The following is a 15220-nucleotide window of genomic DNA, read 5'->3' as shown; positions in this document are numbered from 1 at the left end:
ATTAGCTATCCTATACCAAGGTGTTTTTTTCTTTTCCCAACCCACGTTCTGATTAAATGGTCAAATATTAGGCCAATAAAAGCAACACAAAGTCCCAATGTCAATCCTATACCTGCACCCTTTTTATCAGATAGAGCTTTTAGAATGTACTGTCCTAAATCTTCTGTTCCAATAAAAGCCCCAATAATTACCATGAACAAAGCAAATACAATTGTTTGATTTAAACCAAGCATCATGTGAGGAAAAGCTAAAGGGAATTCAATTTTTAATAACCTTTGTACTTTATTTACACCTGACATTGTGGCAGCGTCATGTAAAGCTTCTGGAACACTTCTTAAACCTTCAATAGTATACCTTGTTGCAGGTATAGTTGCATAAACTATTACAGCAATTAATACTGAAGTATCTGTAACTCCAAAAAGCATCATCACAGGAATCAAGTATACAAACGAAGGGAAGGTTTGAAAGATATCACAAACGCCCAGCATAAAATTTGCAGTATGCTTGTTTTGAAATGATATAATTCCAACTGTAAATCCAATTATAGTGGATATAAAAACTCCAAAAGTTGCCATGTACAATGTAACTAAAGCTCTATCCCACCAAGGACTCAATGCAATAAATAAAGTTAATCCGCCCACTACAAGAGCTGAACGAATTCCTCCAATTATATAACCCGCTCCAATGACTAAAACTAAAGTAGCAACTGCTGGCATTCTTAAATATAAAGCTCTCATGGGTTGCAACACATCTACTATCAACCAAGTATTAAAAATCTTTAAAGTATGAAAGAAAGTATCCCAAATCCAATCCACACCTTTATTCCAAAAATCTGCTGTTGATATTCCTTTATTGTGAGGAACTTCAAATAAATAATTAGACCCATCTTTAAAATAAAATGACCCCAGATATGAAAAAATAATTCCTAGAATTACAGCAGCTGCAAAAAATAATATATTTTTATTACGCTGAAAATAAGTCAAGTTACCAAAATAATCTATTTGCTTATTTGCCCAAGCTAAGGACATCTTATCCAAAAGTATTGCAATCAAACTAATACATAAACCAGCCTCTAATGCTAATCCAATATTTAGCTGGTTTAATGCTAATAATAAATTAAACCCTAAACCTTTTGCTCCTATAAAAGCTGAAATAACTGCCATAGAAAAACACACCATTATGACCTGGTTAACTCCAATTAAAATATCTCTTCTAGCAGTAGGAATTAATACTTTAGTCATCAGTTGCCAATTATTACACCCACTCATTCTACCAGCCTCAATAACCTCAGAGGGTATTCCTCTTAGACCTAACAAGGTTAATAATATCATTGGTGGAACCGCTACAACCATAGTTATAATAACTGCAGCATGATCACCAATGCCAAAAAGAACAATTGCAGGAACTAATACTGCGTATTGAGGCATAGTTTGCATAACCAAAAGTATTGGATATAAGAATTTTTCTACACGTTTGCTTTTAAATGCCATAACTCCAAAAGTTAAACCAAAAAGAAAAGAAAGTGGTGCTGCTACTAATATAAAAGAAAGAGTTTGCATCGAAGGTTTCCATTGACCAAAAACAGAAATATAAATCATGACTAAACCTGCAAATAAAGCTAAGCCTTTACCGCTTAATTTATATCCAAGTATTACCGCACCTGCTGTAACGATTGTCCAAGGTAATCCTGGCAGTTCTGCCCATGGATTTGCATCTATCCAATCCCAACTACTAAATGAAACAATTGTTTCAACACCTCCTAATAAAATTTCTCTTATTAACTCTATAAGAAACGTCATAAATGAAGTTAAATTTCTTGTAATTTGTAAAAGTAGAGGTTGAGTTCTGAACTCTTGAATGTCTTCATTCCAAAACTCCATTGGCATCCATTCATTCATTAAAAAAAATAAAGAATCGTTTATCCAAATAGGCAACCATCCAAGTAAAGGTGGTAGTCTCCAAAAAACATCAAACGCATAATATCTCACCTCAGCACCAAATAATGTGTAAGTACTTTGATTAGGGTCTTTAATGAATTCGGCTTGGCCTCTTATAAAATTATAAGTTTCAGGAACTTCTATTGCAAAACATAAGCTAAAAAATACAATTAACAAAAATAACCATTGAAAAAATTTTGGATATTTTTTTAATAATTCCATATTTTGCCTTTATTTTTTCTCCCTTGAAAAAACAGTATGAATTATTTTTGAGGGGTGAACGCTTCCAACAATTTTATTATTTTCATCTGTAACAGCTACAGATTTTTCTTGAGTTAAAATTTTTTCAGCCACATTTTCAATTATTTCATTTTTCGAAACTTTGAAATCACTTAAATTTTCAGTTTCTGGTTTTTCCATTAGATCTGCTATTTTTAGAACCTTTCCCCTAGGTACTTCTTCGGTAAATTTTCTTACATATTCAGTTGCTGGATTTAAGACAATGTTGGCGGGTGTATCCAATTGCTCAATAACTCCATCCTTCATAATTGCAATACGGTCAGCAAGTCTTAATGCCTCATCAAAATCATGAGTAATAAACATAATTGTTTTTTGTAACTTTTCTTGAAGTCTTAAAAATTCATCCTGCATTTCTTTTCTAATTAATGGATCTAATGCAGAAAATGGTTCATCTAAAAACCAAATATCGGGCTCAACCGCTAATGATCGAGCAATACCTACTCTTTGTTGTTGTCCACCAGAAAGTTCTCTTGGAAAGTAGTTTTCTCTTCCATCAAGACCTACAAGTTTAACCATTTCCATTGCTTTATTGATGCTATCTTGAGTTTTAATCCCTTTGATTTGAAGTGGAAAAGCAATATTTTCAACAACTGTTTTATGAGGCAGTAAAGCAAAACTTTGAAAAACCATTCCCATCTTATTTCTTCTAAGTTCAATTAATTCTTTATTATTTAGTGTAAGTAAATCTTGACCGTCTATATAAATTTTTCCGCTTGTTGCATCTGTTAATCTAGAAATACATCTTAGTAATGTTGATTTTCCTGAACCAGATAGCCCCATCACAACTAACATTTCACCTTTTACAACTTCAAAAGAGGCATTATTTACACCAACTATACACCCATTATCTTGAAATGTTTTTGCATCCACATTTCCATTTGCTTCATGAAGCATCTTCTTGGCGTTAGAGCCAAAAATTTTGTAAACTGATTCACATTTAATTACAGGATCGCTCATAATGTATTAATAAGTTATACGAAATAGAAATAAAATACACTGTATATTATTTTTATTTATTGTTTTTCCTCCTTAAAAATTTTTAATAAAATAAACTCTTGTATCAATACCAGTACTTAAAAAACTTAAAGCTTCACCAGTAACAGTAATTGTTTCATCTATCCCAATGTTATTTCCACTTACCGTATAACCTGTAATACATTTGTTTTTGTCTTTGTCCCATTTAACAAATGTTTCATCAATTAGATTTCCATTCTTAGTATAAATTTCATGTGCCTTAAAATTTAAAAAATTTGCACCCATAATTGCACGTTGTGGAATAAGTTTTGTTGCATTACAAACTGCCTCATACAATTCATCTGTTAATTTAAAATGATTCGTTCCATCAAAAGTTACTAAAATACCTGATGGAAGACTTGATGTCAGTTCACTTAGTTTTCTTTCTTTTGCAATTCTTTCTTCTTCTATTTTCATCTTTTTAACTAATTCATCTCCTTGACCAAAAAAGATATTTAGAGTTACAAAAAATAAAATTACAACAACGGTAACTGAAATAAGACCAACAAATTGATTAAGTGCATGAGGTAAGTTTCTTAATTTATCTAAATATTTTTTTTCCATTATTATTTTAATTATTCTTGTAACTTCCCATTTTTCCAAATTCCTATTTTTTCCTTTCCATCGGACCAGGTAAATTTTCCTTCACCATTCATGAAGCCATTAGTCCATTCCCCATCATAAGTTGAGCCATCAGGAAAAGTTAAAATACCTTGACCACTCCATTCGCTATTTTTAAATTCACCTTTATAAATATAGCCATTTGGCCAAGTTTCAGTTCCATTACCCTCTTTTTGCGTCTGAACCCACTCTCCTTCATAGGTGGTTTTATCTGTGTACACCCATTTTCCAAAGCCGTTTTCACAGTTTCCCTCTTTACATCCGGTACTTCGGGCTAGGGCTATAGATGTGGTTAAAAAACTTAAAATAATACAAATAAGATATTTTTTCATTATTATATTTTACACAAAATTAGATAAAAAAAAATCAGACTTTTTTCTCATTTTTTTTACATGAATAAAAAGAAATATCTTTTTCAGAGTTTTCACTTTTCATGTCTCTTGTAATTTCATGAATTAATTCACCAGATTTTCTATTTATAATTCCTGATTCAGAGTAGTTTTTTTCTTCATCAATAGCTTTAAATAAAACTACGTCTTTGTTTACTATTCTAACTGTTAGTTTTTCTTTTTTTGAAAGAAATGAAGATAATCCATTTATTAAAAGTGTTTTTGGTTGTTTTGCATTGATTTCAAATTTATCTAAATCTTTATCCTCTAAATCCTTAGCTAAAAAAGTTTGATAATTATATTCTGCATTCTTAACTATTTTTTTTTCTAATTCACATACAAAGCTAAGACTAATATTTTCCTCTATATTCACATCTTGTGCTAAAGAAAAATTAAAAACAAATAAACTTATGGAAATGTAAAAAAAATATTTCATAACTTGTATAATTTTTTTCATTAATAATATGAATGTTTCTTGAAAAATTACCTATAAAAAAATCCCCCCCAATAAATATTGGGGGAGATCTTAAATTATTTGTTTATATCCTTATTTAGTAAAAGGAGTCCAAACTGACTTATTATCTGCAAGCCACTTTTTAGCTGCATCTTCGTGAGTCATTTTGTCAACGTCAACTAAAGCAGCCATTGCACCAATGTGACTTGTAGAGAATGACATCTTTTTAAACGTTGCAGCCGCAGCTGGATGAGTTTTTGGAAAGTCTGCATTTACAGCTTTTTTCAAGTAACCATCAGGCGAACCACATTTACCGTCACCACCATCTTCTGGTCTACAACCAGCAGTATATGGAGGGAAGTCTATAAATGTAAAACCAGCACCATCTGTAAAGTTTGGTGTCCAGTTGAATATTATAGTTCCTCTTCCTTCTTTTTCAGCAGCTACTAATTCTGCCCAAAGTGCATCTGCACTTCCAGCAAATTTAACTGTCCAAAGATCTCCTAAGCCTAAAGCATCAACCCTTTGAGGTATCAAATCTCCATGCCAAGTTTGAGGTCCTTCTAACATTCTTCCTTTTCCACCTGAGTCAGGTGTTGTAAAGTTTTTAGCACAAGCTGGATTTTTTAAAGCAGTCCAATCTGGTAGACCTGGACATAATCCTTTTTCAGCAACCCAGTTTGGATATCCCATATCTTCAAGCGTTCGAGCTTCATGATCTCCCCAATCAACTAAACCACCTTTATCAAGCGCTGTAGTAAATGATTTACCAAAAGCAGATTCCCAAACTTCATGAGATAAACTTACATCACCTAGACGAATTGACTCATACACAGCTTGTGAATCAGTATTTACGTATTTTACGTTATTTCCCATACTTTCGAAAATTCCACCAATAACGTGAGCCATTACAATTTGGCTTGACCAGTTATGAGTTGGAATTACGATGGGCTTTTTACTGTCTGCTGCGTTAGAAATTCCAGCGAAACTTACTACTGAAATTACTAGGGCAGACATTAATGATACTATTTTTTTCATTATTCTCTCTCCCTTAATATTAAGTTATAAAAGTATGTTCTCATTTATTAAATTTATAGTCAATCCCTTATGAATATATTATGCTTAAGGTAATTTATCAAAATTTACACTGGCAATGCTACATACTAGTAAAGATATACGAAGTCCTGGTTTAAGAACGTTACCACCTGGAGTTGAAAGATATTTTGTAAGAGGTGGAGGTTTATCAATTATAGAAGTTTTACCAGAAGATAAAATAGAAATAATAAATGAAGAAGGAAAACAAATTTGTGAAATAATTGTTTTTAATTCAAAAGGTAAATCTGATTTATCTATTTTAAATTTAAAAGAAAATTCTAACGCAGATTTTTCAAAAAAAACTATCTCAAACGATGAAAAAATTTCAAAAATTTTAAAGAAAAAAAACTTAAATTTAAGTAATGCTAAAGCATCTATCATTTTTAACGATGATTGCTTGATGGGTGAAAAAATAACACTAACCTCAAAAGATAAATGCATTGTAATGATTGCTGCACCTGGTGATGCAATGAATGTTCATGAACAAAATCCTCCAACAGATTTAACGATTTATTTAAATAAAGCTAAATTTATTGAAACTGATGAACAATTTATCTTACCAGATCCACTTAGTGATCCAATTATAGAACAACTTGTAAAAAGAAGAACTGCTGAAACCTACAGTGTTAAAGCTGGTGAATATATTCAAATAATTGATCCAGGTGGAAGACAGTGTTCTGATTTTTTAGCTTTTGATACACAAAAATTAAATGACGGTATTGAAAGCATTATTGATGATAAAACAACACGAACCTTTATGGGTGGTGCCTACCCTGGGCCAGGATTATTTTCAAAGTTTTATGACGGCGATCATGAAGCTATGATTGAAGTTGTGAGAGATACCGTTGGAAGACATGATACTTTCAATCTTGCTTGCACATCAAAATACTATGAAGACATGGGATATATGGGGCACATAAATTGTACAGATAATTTTAATAATAGGCTGGATAAATATGACATCAATTCTCGAAAAAGCTGGTCTGCAATAAATCTTTTTTTCAATACTGCTATTGACGCTAATAATGTTGCATCTTTTGATGAGCCTTGGTCAAGACCAGGGGATTATGTTTTGTTTAGGGCTTTAAAAGATTTAACTTGTATATCCTCTGCTTGCCCATGTGATGTAGATGCTGCAAATGGCTGGAATCCAACTGATATTTTTGTTAGGACTTATTCAAAGGAAAAAAAATATTCAAAAGCAATAGCATTTAGAATGAAAACAGACTCAGAGCCTAAATTAACACAAGAGACAGGGTTTCATAAAAAAACTTCTGAGCTAACAAGAAATTTTGTTGAGTATAAAGGTTTTTGGCTTGCTAATAATTTTACAAATTCAGGAACAATAAAAGAGTATACGGCTTGTAGAGAAAGTGCGATTGCAACAGACTTATCACCTCTTAGAAAGTTTGAAATTCTTGGACCTGATGCAGAAAATTTAATGCAATACACACTTACTAGAAATGTTAAAAAACTATCTATCGGACAAGTTGTTTATACAGCTATGTGTTATGAAAATGGCTGTATGCTAGATGACGGTACTTTATTTAAATTAGGACAAGATAATTTTAGATGGATCGGTGGAGATGAATACAGTGGTGAATGGTTAAAAGAACAAGCTAAGAAGAAAAATTACAAAGTTTGGATAAAATCTGCAACAGATCATATTCATAACATTGCCGTTCAAGGTCCAAATAGTAGAAAAATTTTAGAAAAGTTTGTATGGACGGCGCCAATCCAACCATCAATCACTGAACTTGAATGGTTCAGATTTAATATTGCAAGAATAGATCATGAAACAGGTACGCCAATTGTTATTTCAAGAACAGGTTACACGGGTGAACTTGGTTATGAAATATGGTGTCATCCAAAAGATGCTGCAGAAGTTTGGGATAAAGTTTGGGAAGCTGGTAAAGAGTTTGATATTACCCCATTAGGTTTAGAAGCTTTAGACATGGTTCGTATAGAAGCTGGCCTTATTTTTTATGGTTATGAGTTTGACGATCAAACAGATCCATTTGAAGCTGGAATTGGTTTTACAGTTCCACTTAAAACTAAGGAAGATGATTTTATAGGTAAAGAAGAATTAATTAAAAGAAAAGCAAATCCACAAAAAAAATTAGTTGGTCTGGAATTAGTAGGTCATGAACCGGCATTACATGGAGATTGTGTTCATGTAGGTCGTGGTCAAGTAGGTGTAATAACAAGTGGAATGCTATCCCCTAAACTTGGAAAAAATATTGCGCTTTGTAGAATAGATGTAAAATATTCTGAGATTGGAACTGAAGTTGAAATTGGTAAACTTGATGGTCATCAAAAAAGAATTGGAGCGAAAGTTGTACCTTTTCCTTTCTACGATCCAACAAAATCAAGAGTTAGAGCGTAATAAATGCCTAATAACAGTAAAGATCTTTTAAGTTTTTGGGAAGACCAAATGAAGCAATCCCATACTTCAAGCAACTATTTTTTTAGAAAATCCCCTTCTCATTATCATATGATGCTACTTGTAATGTCAGCTTACAAACATAATGAAAAGTTATCTGTTGAAGGGCTAAAGACAAAACTATTCAAAACTTCTAGACCAAAATCTGCATTGATTATTAATGAAGCTTGTGAAAAAGGATTCTTTCGTCTTGAAAAGACTTCAACTGACCAGCGAATAAAAAACATAGTGCCTAGTGAGACTTTTATTAATGAGTTTAAAGAATATTTAAATACACTGCAAAAGTTAAGTTATTAGTCACTTTTTAAAAAAATCTATAATATATAATTTATATATATAATTTATAGATCTATAAAAAATTGTATTTTTTTTTATCCAAAAAAATATTGTTTTGCTATGTCAACTTTACCAAAAAAAGCAAAAGTCGTAATTATAGGTGGTGGGATTCATGGCTTAAGTACAGCATGGAAACTTTCTGAAACTTATAAAAACGAAAATGACATAGTTGTTCTAGAAAAAAAAGATATCGCAGCAGGTGCAAGTGGAATTGCTTGTGGTGTTGTTAGAAATAATTATTTTCAGCCCGCTATGAGAGAATTAATGGCTCACTCAGTATCGGTTTGGGAAAGTGATCCCAAAGCATTTAAATATAACTCTGTCGGTTATTTGCAAATTTCACCGGAAGTTATGCACGAAGATGTTGCTTCAATAGCTAAACAACAAAAAGCAATAGGATATGATTCAGAATTTATAGAAGGTGAAGCAGACTGCATGAAGTATATGAAAAATATGTTTGGTGACTGGCAAGCTCAAGGGATAACTTCAGTTCTTCATGAAAAAAAAGGTGGTTATGCATTTAATAAAGATTCTATAAAAGCGCTTGAAGAAAAATCAACATCAAATGGGGTCAAGGTTGTTAAAGGGGTAACTGTTACAGGTTTTAAAAGAGGTAGTAACAGTAAAGCTGTTACAGGTGTTGAAACAGACAAAGGTATTATTGAGTGCGATCAAGTTGTTGTTGGTGCTGGTCCTTGGGTGAGAGATTTTTGGAATATGCTAGAGCTACCAAAAACTGCAAAAATTAAAGATAAAGATGGTAAATTTCATGAAACTGAAATGTGGAAATACTGGATGCTACAGGAAGGTGTAATTGGTGTTGATGAGGATTTTTTAAAAATGGATAATGGTGGTCAACCACCTGTAATTCATGTCGATTCTACGGCTCCTTTATATTCTGATAAAACAAAAAAATTAATTACTGATAAAATTTGGGGAATTTATTATAAACCTGATATCGAAGGTTTGGGAGTACAAGGTGGAACGTCACCCTACATAGTTGATAAACATTTTGATAAAGTTAATGTTGACCCCTATGGAATTGAGTCTCCTGAATTTCAAACTACAGAAGAGTTTAATGATATGTGGTGCTCAGCTTTAGCTCATTGTCAAAAAAGATTTGAAGGAAAATCTGATCTTTATAGAAAAGGCCCTTCAGGTGGACTTGGTTGCATGACCCCTGACTCATTTCCAATTTTTGATAAATTTTTAGAAAATGTTTACATGATTGCTGATGCTAACCACGGTTACAAAATGATTGGTGTTGGTGAACTTGTTGCAAAAGAAATTCTTGGAACTGAAAGTGATTTATTAAAACCGTTTAGATTCAACCGTTACGAGAAAGGTGAACTTCACCCAACTTCTAACAGTCCGTTCCCTTGGAGTTAAACTTCAAGCCTAGACACTAATAAATTTTTCAGTTACGGTTCGTTAAATAAAAATTCATTAGAGGGAGAGATAATGACAGATTTAGATAGACACGTAAGACAACCTGGTAGAGACAAATTAGTAAAGCAAGTTAGAGCTAAGATTAATGAGCTAGGTGTTGAATATATTTTTTTTCAATTTATTTCAGTAACTGGAAGAGTTGTAGGTAAAGGTATTCCTACTGATCACTGGGAAAGAACTTGCGAAAAAGGTTTTCAATTAGTTTACGGTGCTACAGCTAACTTATTTGTTGATCGTCATGGAGATTATATTGGTTATGGTCCAGAAGCAAAAGAGCTAGTTGGTATTCCTGATCCTGAAACTTTTTGCCAACTCCCTTGGGATAAAAAAGTTGCAAGAGTGTTTGTTACTTGCTTTAGAAATAGAGAAGAAAGAGAAAACCCAGGTGCACACTTAACTTCAGACTGCCGTGGAAATTTAAGAATACACGCTCAAGAATTTAAAAAGAAACACGGCTACCAATTAAGAGTTGGAACAGAGCCTGAAATGATGTGGTTAACTAAAAATGAAGATGGTTCACCAACAGGTAAAGGTTTTTCTAAACCCTACTGCTATCATATTGATCAATTCGAGTCGTTAAGACCAGTATTTATGAAAGTTTTTGAATACGCTAGAGCAATGGGCTTTGACATGATTCAAGGTGATCATGAGGATGCACCAGGACAATTAGAATTAAACTGGATGTATGATGACGTATTAAGAAATGCAGATAGACTTTCAACTTATAGACAAATTTGTGCTCAAGTTGCAAGAGAGTTTAATTTGATAGCTTGCTTTATGACAAAACCTTTTATGGGAGTGTCAGCAAGTGGTTGTCATACTAATATGTCTTTGTGGAAAGGTGGAAAAGATAAAGTTAATAAATTATCCCACAAATCAATACCAGCGATGGATGAAGTTTTCACTTATGTTGAAGGTGGAACTAATTACTTTATGCCTGATACTAAAGATATTCAGTTACCAGGTAAGGTTGGATTAAAAGCAATTGGTGGAGTAATGAAACATTTAGGTGCATTAACTGCAATTGGATCATCAACTGTAAACTCTTATAGAAGATTATGGGATACAGGTTTTTGGGCTCCTGTTTATGCTGATTGGGGATTTCAAAACAGAACATGTGGATTAAGAGTTTCTGCACCAGGAAGATTTGAATATCGTTCAGTTGACTCAATGCATAATCCTTACTTGATGGGTTCAGGATTATTGAAATGTTTTGATGATGGGATAACAAATAATATTGATCCAGGAAAACCAGAATCTAGAAGTATGTACGATGCTCAGGCAGCTGGTAAAGAAGTTAAAAAATTACCTTTAAGTCTAGGTGAAGCTTTAGATCGTCTGGCAGAAGATGAAGTGATCAAAGCAGCTATGCCAGATGAAATGTATAAAGTTTTCCATTGGTATAAAAATGATGAATGGGAAAGATTTTTAGGGGCAACAACTCAGTGGGACCTAGATACTTATCTAGATTGTCTACCGTAATCTTTAATAAAATAGGGGAAATATATGTGTGGAATAGCAGGATTAATACATAGAGGAAAATCATCAAATGTAGGAAGTGAACTACAAGGAATGCTTCAAGCTTTAAAACATAGAGGAGAAGATTCTACAGGTTATGCTTTATATGGAGATACTGATGGTAAAAATTTTATCATGCGTTTTAAAGTTGGAGAAAATGTTGGTGAAGGAAGTTCATCCATAATGGAAGATGTTTCTGTTTATGACAAAAGAAAGAAAATTGTTGATCAATATTTATCTGAACTAGGTGCTAAAATAGTAAAAGAGGAAAGAATTTTACCCTACTCTTTGAGATATGAGCTTGATTATGATGTAAAAGATCTACTAGAATTTTCACAAAAGATTGAAAGTATTCCAGGTGTTGAAATTTTATCTATGGGAAAATCCTTAGAGGTAATTAAAGATTTAGGAAATGCTCAAATGGTTCTTGATAGGTATGATTTAGGTAAAGTAGTTGGAACTCATGCAATTGGCCATGCAAGAATGGCTACAGAATCTGGTGTAGATATTAAATCAGCCCACCCTTTTTGGGGTTATCCTTTCAGTGATGTATCAGTAGTTCATAACGGTCAGTTAACTAACTATTGGAACAATAGAAGAATGCTTGAAAATAAAGGCATGAGATTTATGTCTGAGTGCGATTCAGAATTAATAGCGGTTTATATTGCTCAAAAAATGAAAGAAGGAGCAAGCCTTGAAGAGGGCATGAAAGCTTCATTAACAGGTCTTGATGGAGTGTTTACATATTTTGTTGCAACTAAAGATTCTTTAGGAATGGCAAAAGATACTATGGCTGCAAAACCTTTGGTTCTTTATGAGTCAGATGATTTAGTGGCAATGGGTTCAGAAGAAATAGCAATCAGATCAGTTCTACCACAAGAGATAGATACATATGATCCATTTGATGGAGAGGTAAAAGTATGGCAAATTTAAAGAATACAGAGAAAAAAACTAAAGCCCAGTCAATGGGTATGCACTCAGAAGTTTTAACAGGAAGAACTCAACAAAAGTTTTTTAATCCTGATGAAGGTGAAAACCTTTATTATTTTGGAACTTACGATGTAGATTTTAATAAAAGAACAGAGCTAGATGTTAAAGATATGACAGCTCCAGAAGCTAATAAAGAAATTGATAACTTAATGAGCCAAGGATTTGGCACAATTGTTATTAAAAACCCTCAAGGTAAACATAGTTTAGGGGTTGGTATTTTAAATAAATTAAATTTAATTTTTGAGGGAAGTTTAGGTTATTTTGGTATGGGTTCATGTGATGGACCTACTGTTAGAATTAATGGTAGAGTTGGTTGGTCTTGTGCAGAAAACTTAATGGCAGGAAAAGTTGTTATAGAGAAAAATGCAGGGTCTTGCTTTGGTGCCGCTATAAGAGGTGGTGATTTAATTTGCAAAGGAAGTGTTGGTGCAAGAACTGGAATTGACATGAAGGGTGGAACTATCATTGTTGGTGGTGATGCTGGAGCGTTCACTGGTTTTATGATGCAAAGAGGAAGAATAATTATTCTTGGTGATGTTGGAATAAACTTGGGTGACTCTATGTATGATGGCACAATCTTTATTGGTGGAAAAATAGGATCATTTGGAAGTGATGCTGTGCCTGCTGATCTAACTGCTAGTGATCAAGATTGGTTAAAACGAAAATTAAAAGTTGCAGAAATTGGTGAAAAATTTGATGTTAGTAAAATGACTAAAATTGTAGCTGGTAAAAAACTTTGGAACTATGACAATCTAGAACCTCATGAAAAGAAAGGAGCTATCTAATGGCTAAAAAGAAAACAAAAAAAAATGAAAAAAAATTAAAAAAAGCTAAAGGTAGTGTTGGTGGAAAAGCTGATGTTCATGCACATGAAGATGGTAAAAGAAATAAAAGTCTATTAGGTCACAATGCTATTTTTACTCCTGAAGTTATAGACGATATTCACATCAAAGCTCAACTTGGAAGATACAGAATGCGTGGAATGGCATTAATGAAAAAAATTCCAACATTTGATGATTTAGTATTCCTACCAGGAACTCTTACTAGATTTGTAATTGAAGGTTATAGAGAAAAATGTGAAACAAAAACTATTATCGGTCCTAATTGTGAGAACCCGATTGAACTAGATATACCAGTATATATTACAGGTATGAGTTTTGGTGCGCTTTCTTATGAAGCTAAAACTGCTTTAGCAAGAGGAGCAACAATGGCTGGAAGTGCTACTTGTTCAGGAGAGGGTGGAATGATTCCAGATGAAAGAAGATATTCTGAAAAATGGTACTATCAATGTATTCAATCAAGATACGGGTTTAACCCTCACCACGCTCAACTTGCTGATGCAATAGAAGTGTTTATTGGTCAAGGACAAAAAGTTGGAATGGGTGGACATTTAATGGGTCAAAAAGTTACTGATCAAGTTGCAGAAATGAGATCTTTACCATCTGGTATTGATCAAAGATCTCCAGCAAGACACCCCGACTGGCTAGGTCCAGATGATTTAGCTTTAAAAGTTGAAGAATTAAGACAACTTACAAAAAACAAAGTACCAATTCAGTTAAAACTAGGTGCATCAAAAGTTTATGATGATGTTCGTATGGCTGCAAAATGTAATCCTGACTCAATCTTTTTAGATGGTATGGAAGGTTCAACTGGAGCTGGTCCACATATAGCTGCTGCAAATACTGGTATCCCAGGAATTGCTGCAATCAGAGAAGCAAGAAGAGCTATTGATGATGTGGGTAAAACTGGACAGGTAACTTTAATTTATGCAGGTGGTATTAGAGATGGTGCTGATATGGCGAAGGCTTTAGCCTTAGGTGCTGATGCAATAGCAATTGGAACTGGTGCTTTAATAGCCTTAAACTGCAATAAAGATATTCCAGAAGCAAACTTTGAAAAAGAAATGGGTGTTAAGGCTGGTGACTGTTATCACTGCCACACTGGTCGTTGTCCAGTTGGTGTTGCAACCCAAGATCCTAAATTAAGAGCTAGATTAAATCCTGATGATGCTGCTTTAAGAGTTTATAATTACTTGCATGCAATGACATTAGAGGCTCAACTTTTAGCAAGAGCTTGTGGTAAAACTAATATTCACTCATTAGAACCAGAGGATTTAGCTGCACTAACAATGGAAGCTTCTGCACTAGCAAAAGTTCCTTTAACAGGAACCAACTTCACTGTTGGTGTTGATAACTATCACAAAATATAAGAGGTAAATATGGTTAAGAAAAAAACGAAAATAAAAGTAAAAAAAGAAAATCTAGGTGGAAAGTCTAAAGAAACTGCTAGAGAAAAAATGATTGGGCAACATATTGGTTATAGATATGATGTTAACTTACTCCCTGATTATAAAAAAATCACTCCATTCTTAAAAAAGTATATTGAAGCAATGGGATGGGATGATCTTAATTGGCTAGAAGATATACACATGGGTTATGAAGAAGATAGACCTGCTGTATTTTGTAGAAATGCAAATGGTTGGGTTACAATTCCAAAATCAATCAAATTGCCAAACAACCAACAAGACAGAGATATGATCGCAAGAGAGCTTTTAGTTAAGTTTCAAATGTCTAAAAAACACCCTCTTGTTGATTTGAAAAAAGCTTACCTTAAGTTTTAGTACCTCAATCAAAGGTTGATTATTTTTCAAAACTTGTAGTTATTACTTGCTTAT

14 protein-coding genes are annotated in these 15220 nt (G+C 33.1%); 8 read left to right on the top strand and 6 right to left on the bottom strand.

What is annotated here, in order from left to right:
- Nucleotides 1–5: 5 nt before the first annotated feature.
- The 6 genes from tmoV to tmoX all read right to left on the bottom strand — a co-directional run bounded on the left by tmoV (nucleotide 6) and on the right by tmoX (nucleotide 5753).
- Entirely contained in the window at nucleotides 6–2159 is a 2154-nt protein-coding gene (gene tmoV, locus AC5SL3_RS01620) for a trimethylamine N-oxide ABC transporter permease protein TmoV (RefSeq protein WP_011282289.1), read from the bottom strand.
- A 9-nt stretch (nucleotides 2160–2168) separates the two neighbouring features.
- On the bottom strand, nucleotides 2169–3194 hold the full coding sequence (gene tmoW, locus AC5SL3_RS01615; protein ID WP_006997990.1) for a trimethylamine N-oxide ABC transporter ATP-binding protein TmoW: 1026 nt from the start codon (nucleotides 3192–3194) through the stop codon (nucleotides 2169–2171).
- A gap of 72 nt (nucleotides 3195–3266) precedes the next feature.
- Nucleotides 3267–3815, bottom strand: a complete 549-nt coding sequence (locus AC5SL3_RS01610) for a hypothetical protein (RefSeq protein WP_011282290.1) — start codon at nucleotides 3813–3815, stop codon at nucleotides 3267–3269.
- Nucleotides 3816–3826: 11 nt separating this feature from the next.
- A complete protein-coding gene (locus AC5SL3_RS01605; RefSeq protein ID WP_006997988.1) occupies nucleotides 3827–4204 on the bottom strand; it encodes an MORN repeat-containing protein in 378 nt (125 codons plus the stop codon).
- A gap of 34 nt (nucleotides 4205–4238) precedes the next feature.
- Nucleotides 4239–4718, bottom strand: a complete 480-nt coding sequence (locus tag AC5SL3_RS01600) for a hypothetical protein (RefSeq protein WP_006997987.1) — start codon at nucleotides 4716–4718, stop codon at nucleotides 4239–4241.
- A gap of 90 nt (nucleotides 4719–4808) precedes the next feature.
- Nucleotides 4809–5753 carry a trimethylamine N-oxide ABC transporter substrate-binding protein TmoX gene (gene tmoX, locus AC5SL3_RS01595; RefSeq protein WP_006997986.1) on the bottom strand — a complete coding sequence of 315 codons (945 nt, stop codon included), beginning with the start codon at nucleotides 5751–5753 and terminating at the stop codon, nucleotides 4809–4811.
- Between the two features lie 115 nt (nucleotides 5754–5868).
- Here tmoX and AC5SL3_RS01590 point away from each other — a divergent pair, with 115 nt between their 5' ends.
- From AC5SL3_RS01590 to AC5SL3_RS01555, 8 genes are all read left to right on the top strand, one after another.
- The gene (locus tag AC5SL3_RS01590; protein ID WP_011282291.1) at nucleotides 5869–8196 is read left to right on the top strand and encodes a trimethylamine N-oxide demethylase; all 2328 of its coding nucleotides are present in this window, start codon (nucleotides 5869–5871) and stop codon (nucleotides 8194–8196) included.
- A 3-nt stretch (nucleotides 8197–8199) separates the two neighbouring features.
- The gene (locus AC5SL3_RS01585; RefSeq protein ID WP_011282292.1) at nucleotides 8200–8550 is read left to right on the top strand and encodes a hypothetical protein; all 351 of its coding nucleotides are present in this window, start codon (nucleotides 8200–8202) and stop codon (nucleotides 8548–8550) included.
- A gap of 99 nt (nucleotides 8551–8649) precedes the next feature.
- On the top strand, nucleotides 8650–9978 hold the full coding sequence (locus AC5SL3_RS01580) for an NAD(P)/FAD-dependent oxidoreductase (RefSeq protein ID WP_011282293.1): 1329 nt from the start codon (nucleotides 8650–8652) through the stop codon (nucleotides 9976–9978).
- 72 nt (nucleotides 9979–10050) lie between these two features.
- The gene (locus AC5SL3_RS01575; protein WP_027307086.1) at nucleotides 10051–11520 is read left to right on the top strand and encodes a glutamine synthetase family protein; all 1470 of its coding nucleotides are present in this window, start codon (nucleotides 10051–10053) and stop codon (nucleotides 11518–11520) included.
- A 24-nt stretch (nucleotides 11521–11544) separates the two neighbouring features.
- On the top strand, nucleotides 11545–12489 hold the full coding sequence (locus AC5SL3_RS01570) for a class II glutamine amidotransferase (protein ID WP_011282295.1): 945 nt from the start codon (nucleotides 11545–11547) through the stop codon (nucleotides 12487–12489).
- On the top strand, nucleotides 12477–13331 hold the full coding sequence (locus tag AC5SL3_RS01565) for a GltB/FmdC/FwdC-like GXGXG domain-containing protein (protein WP_011282296.1): 855 nt from the start codon (nucleotides 12477–12479) through the stop codon (nucleotides 13329–13331). Before AC5SL3_RS01570 ends, AC5SL3_RS01565 begins: the two co-directional genes overlap by 13 nt.
- Entirely contained in the window at nucleotides 13331–14755 is a 1425-nt protein-coding gene (locus AC5SL3_RS01560) for an FMN-binding glutamate synthase family protein (protein WP_006997979.1), read from the top strand. The genes AC5SL3_RS01565 and AC5SL3_RS01560 overlap by 1 nt, the downstream gene beginning before the upstream one ends.
- A gap of 9 nt (nucleotides 14756–14764) precedes the next feature.
- The gene (locus AC5SL3_RS01555; RefSeq protein WP_006997978.1) at nucleotides 14765–15166 is read left to right on the top strand and encodes a hypothetical protein; all 402 of its coding nucleotides are present in this window, start codon (nucleotides 14765–14767) and stop codon (nucleotides 15164–15166) included.
- Nucleotides 15167–15220 lie beyond the last annotated feature (54 nt).

Source organism: Candidatus Pelagibacter sp. PS_34 (genome assembly GCF_059417845.1).
The sequence above is the reverse complement of the archived record's forward strand: the minus strand, read 5'-3'. Positions and strand labels throughout refer to the sequence as shown.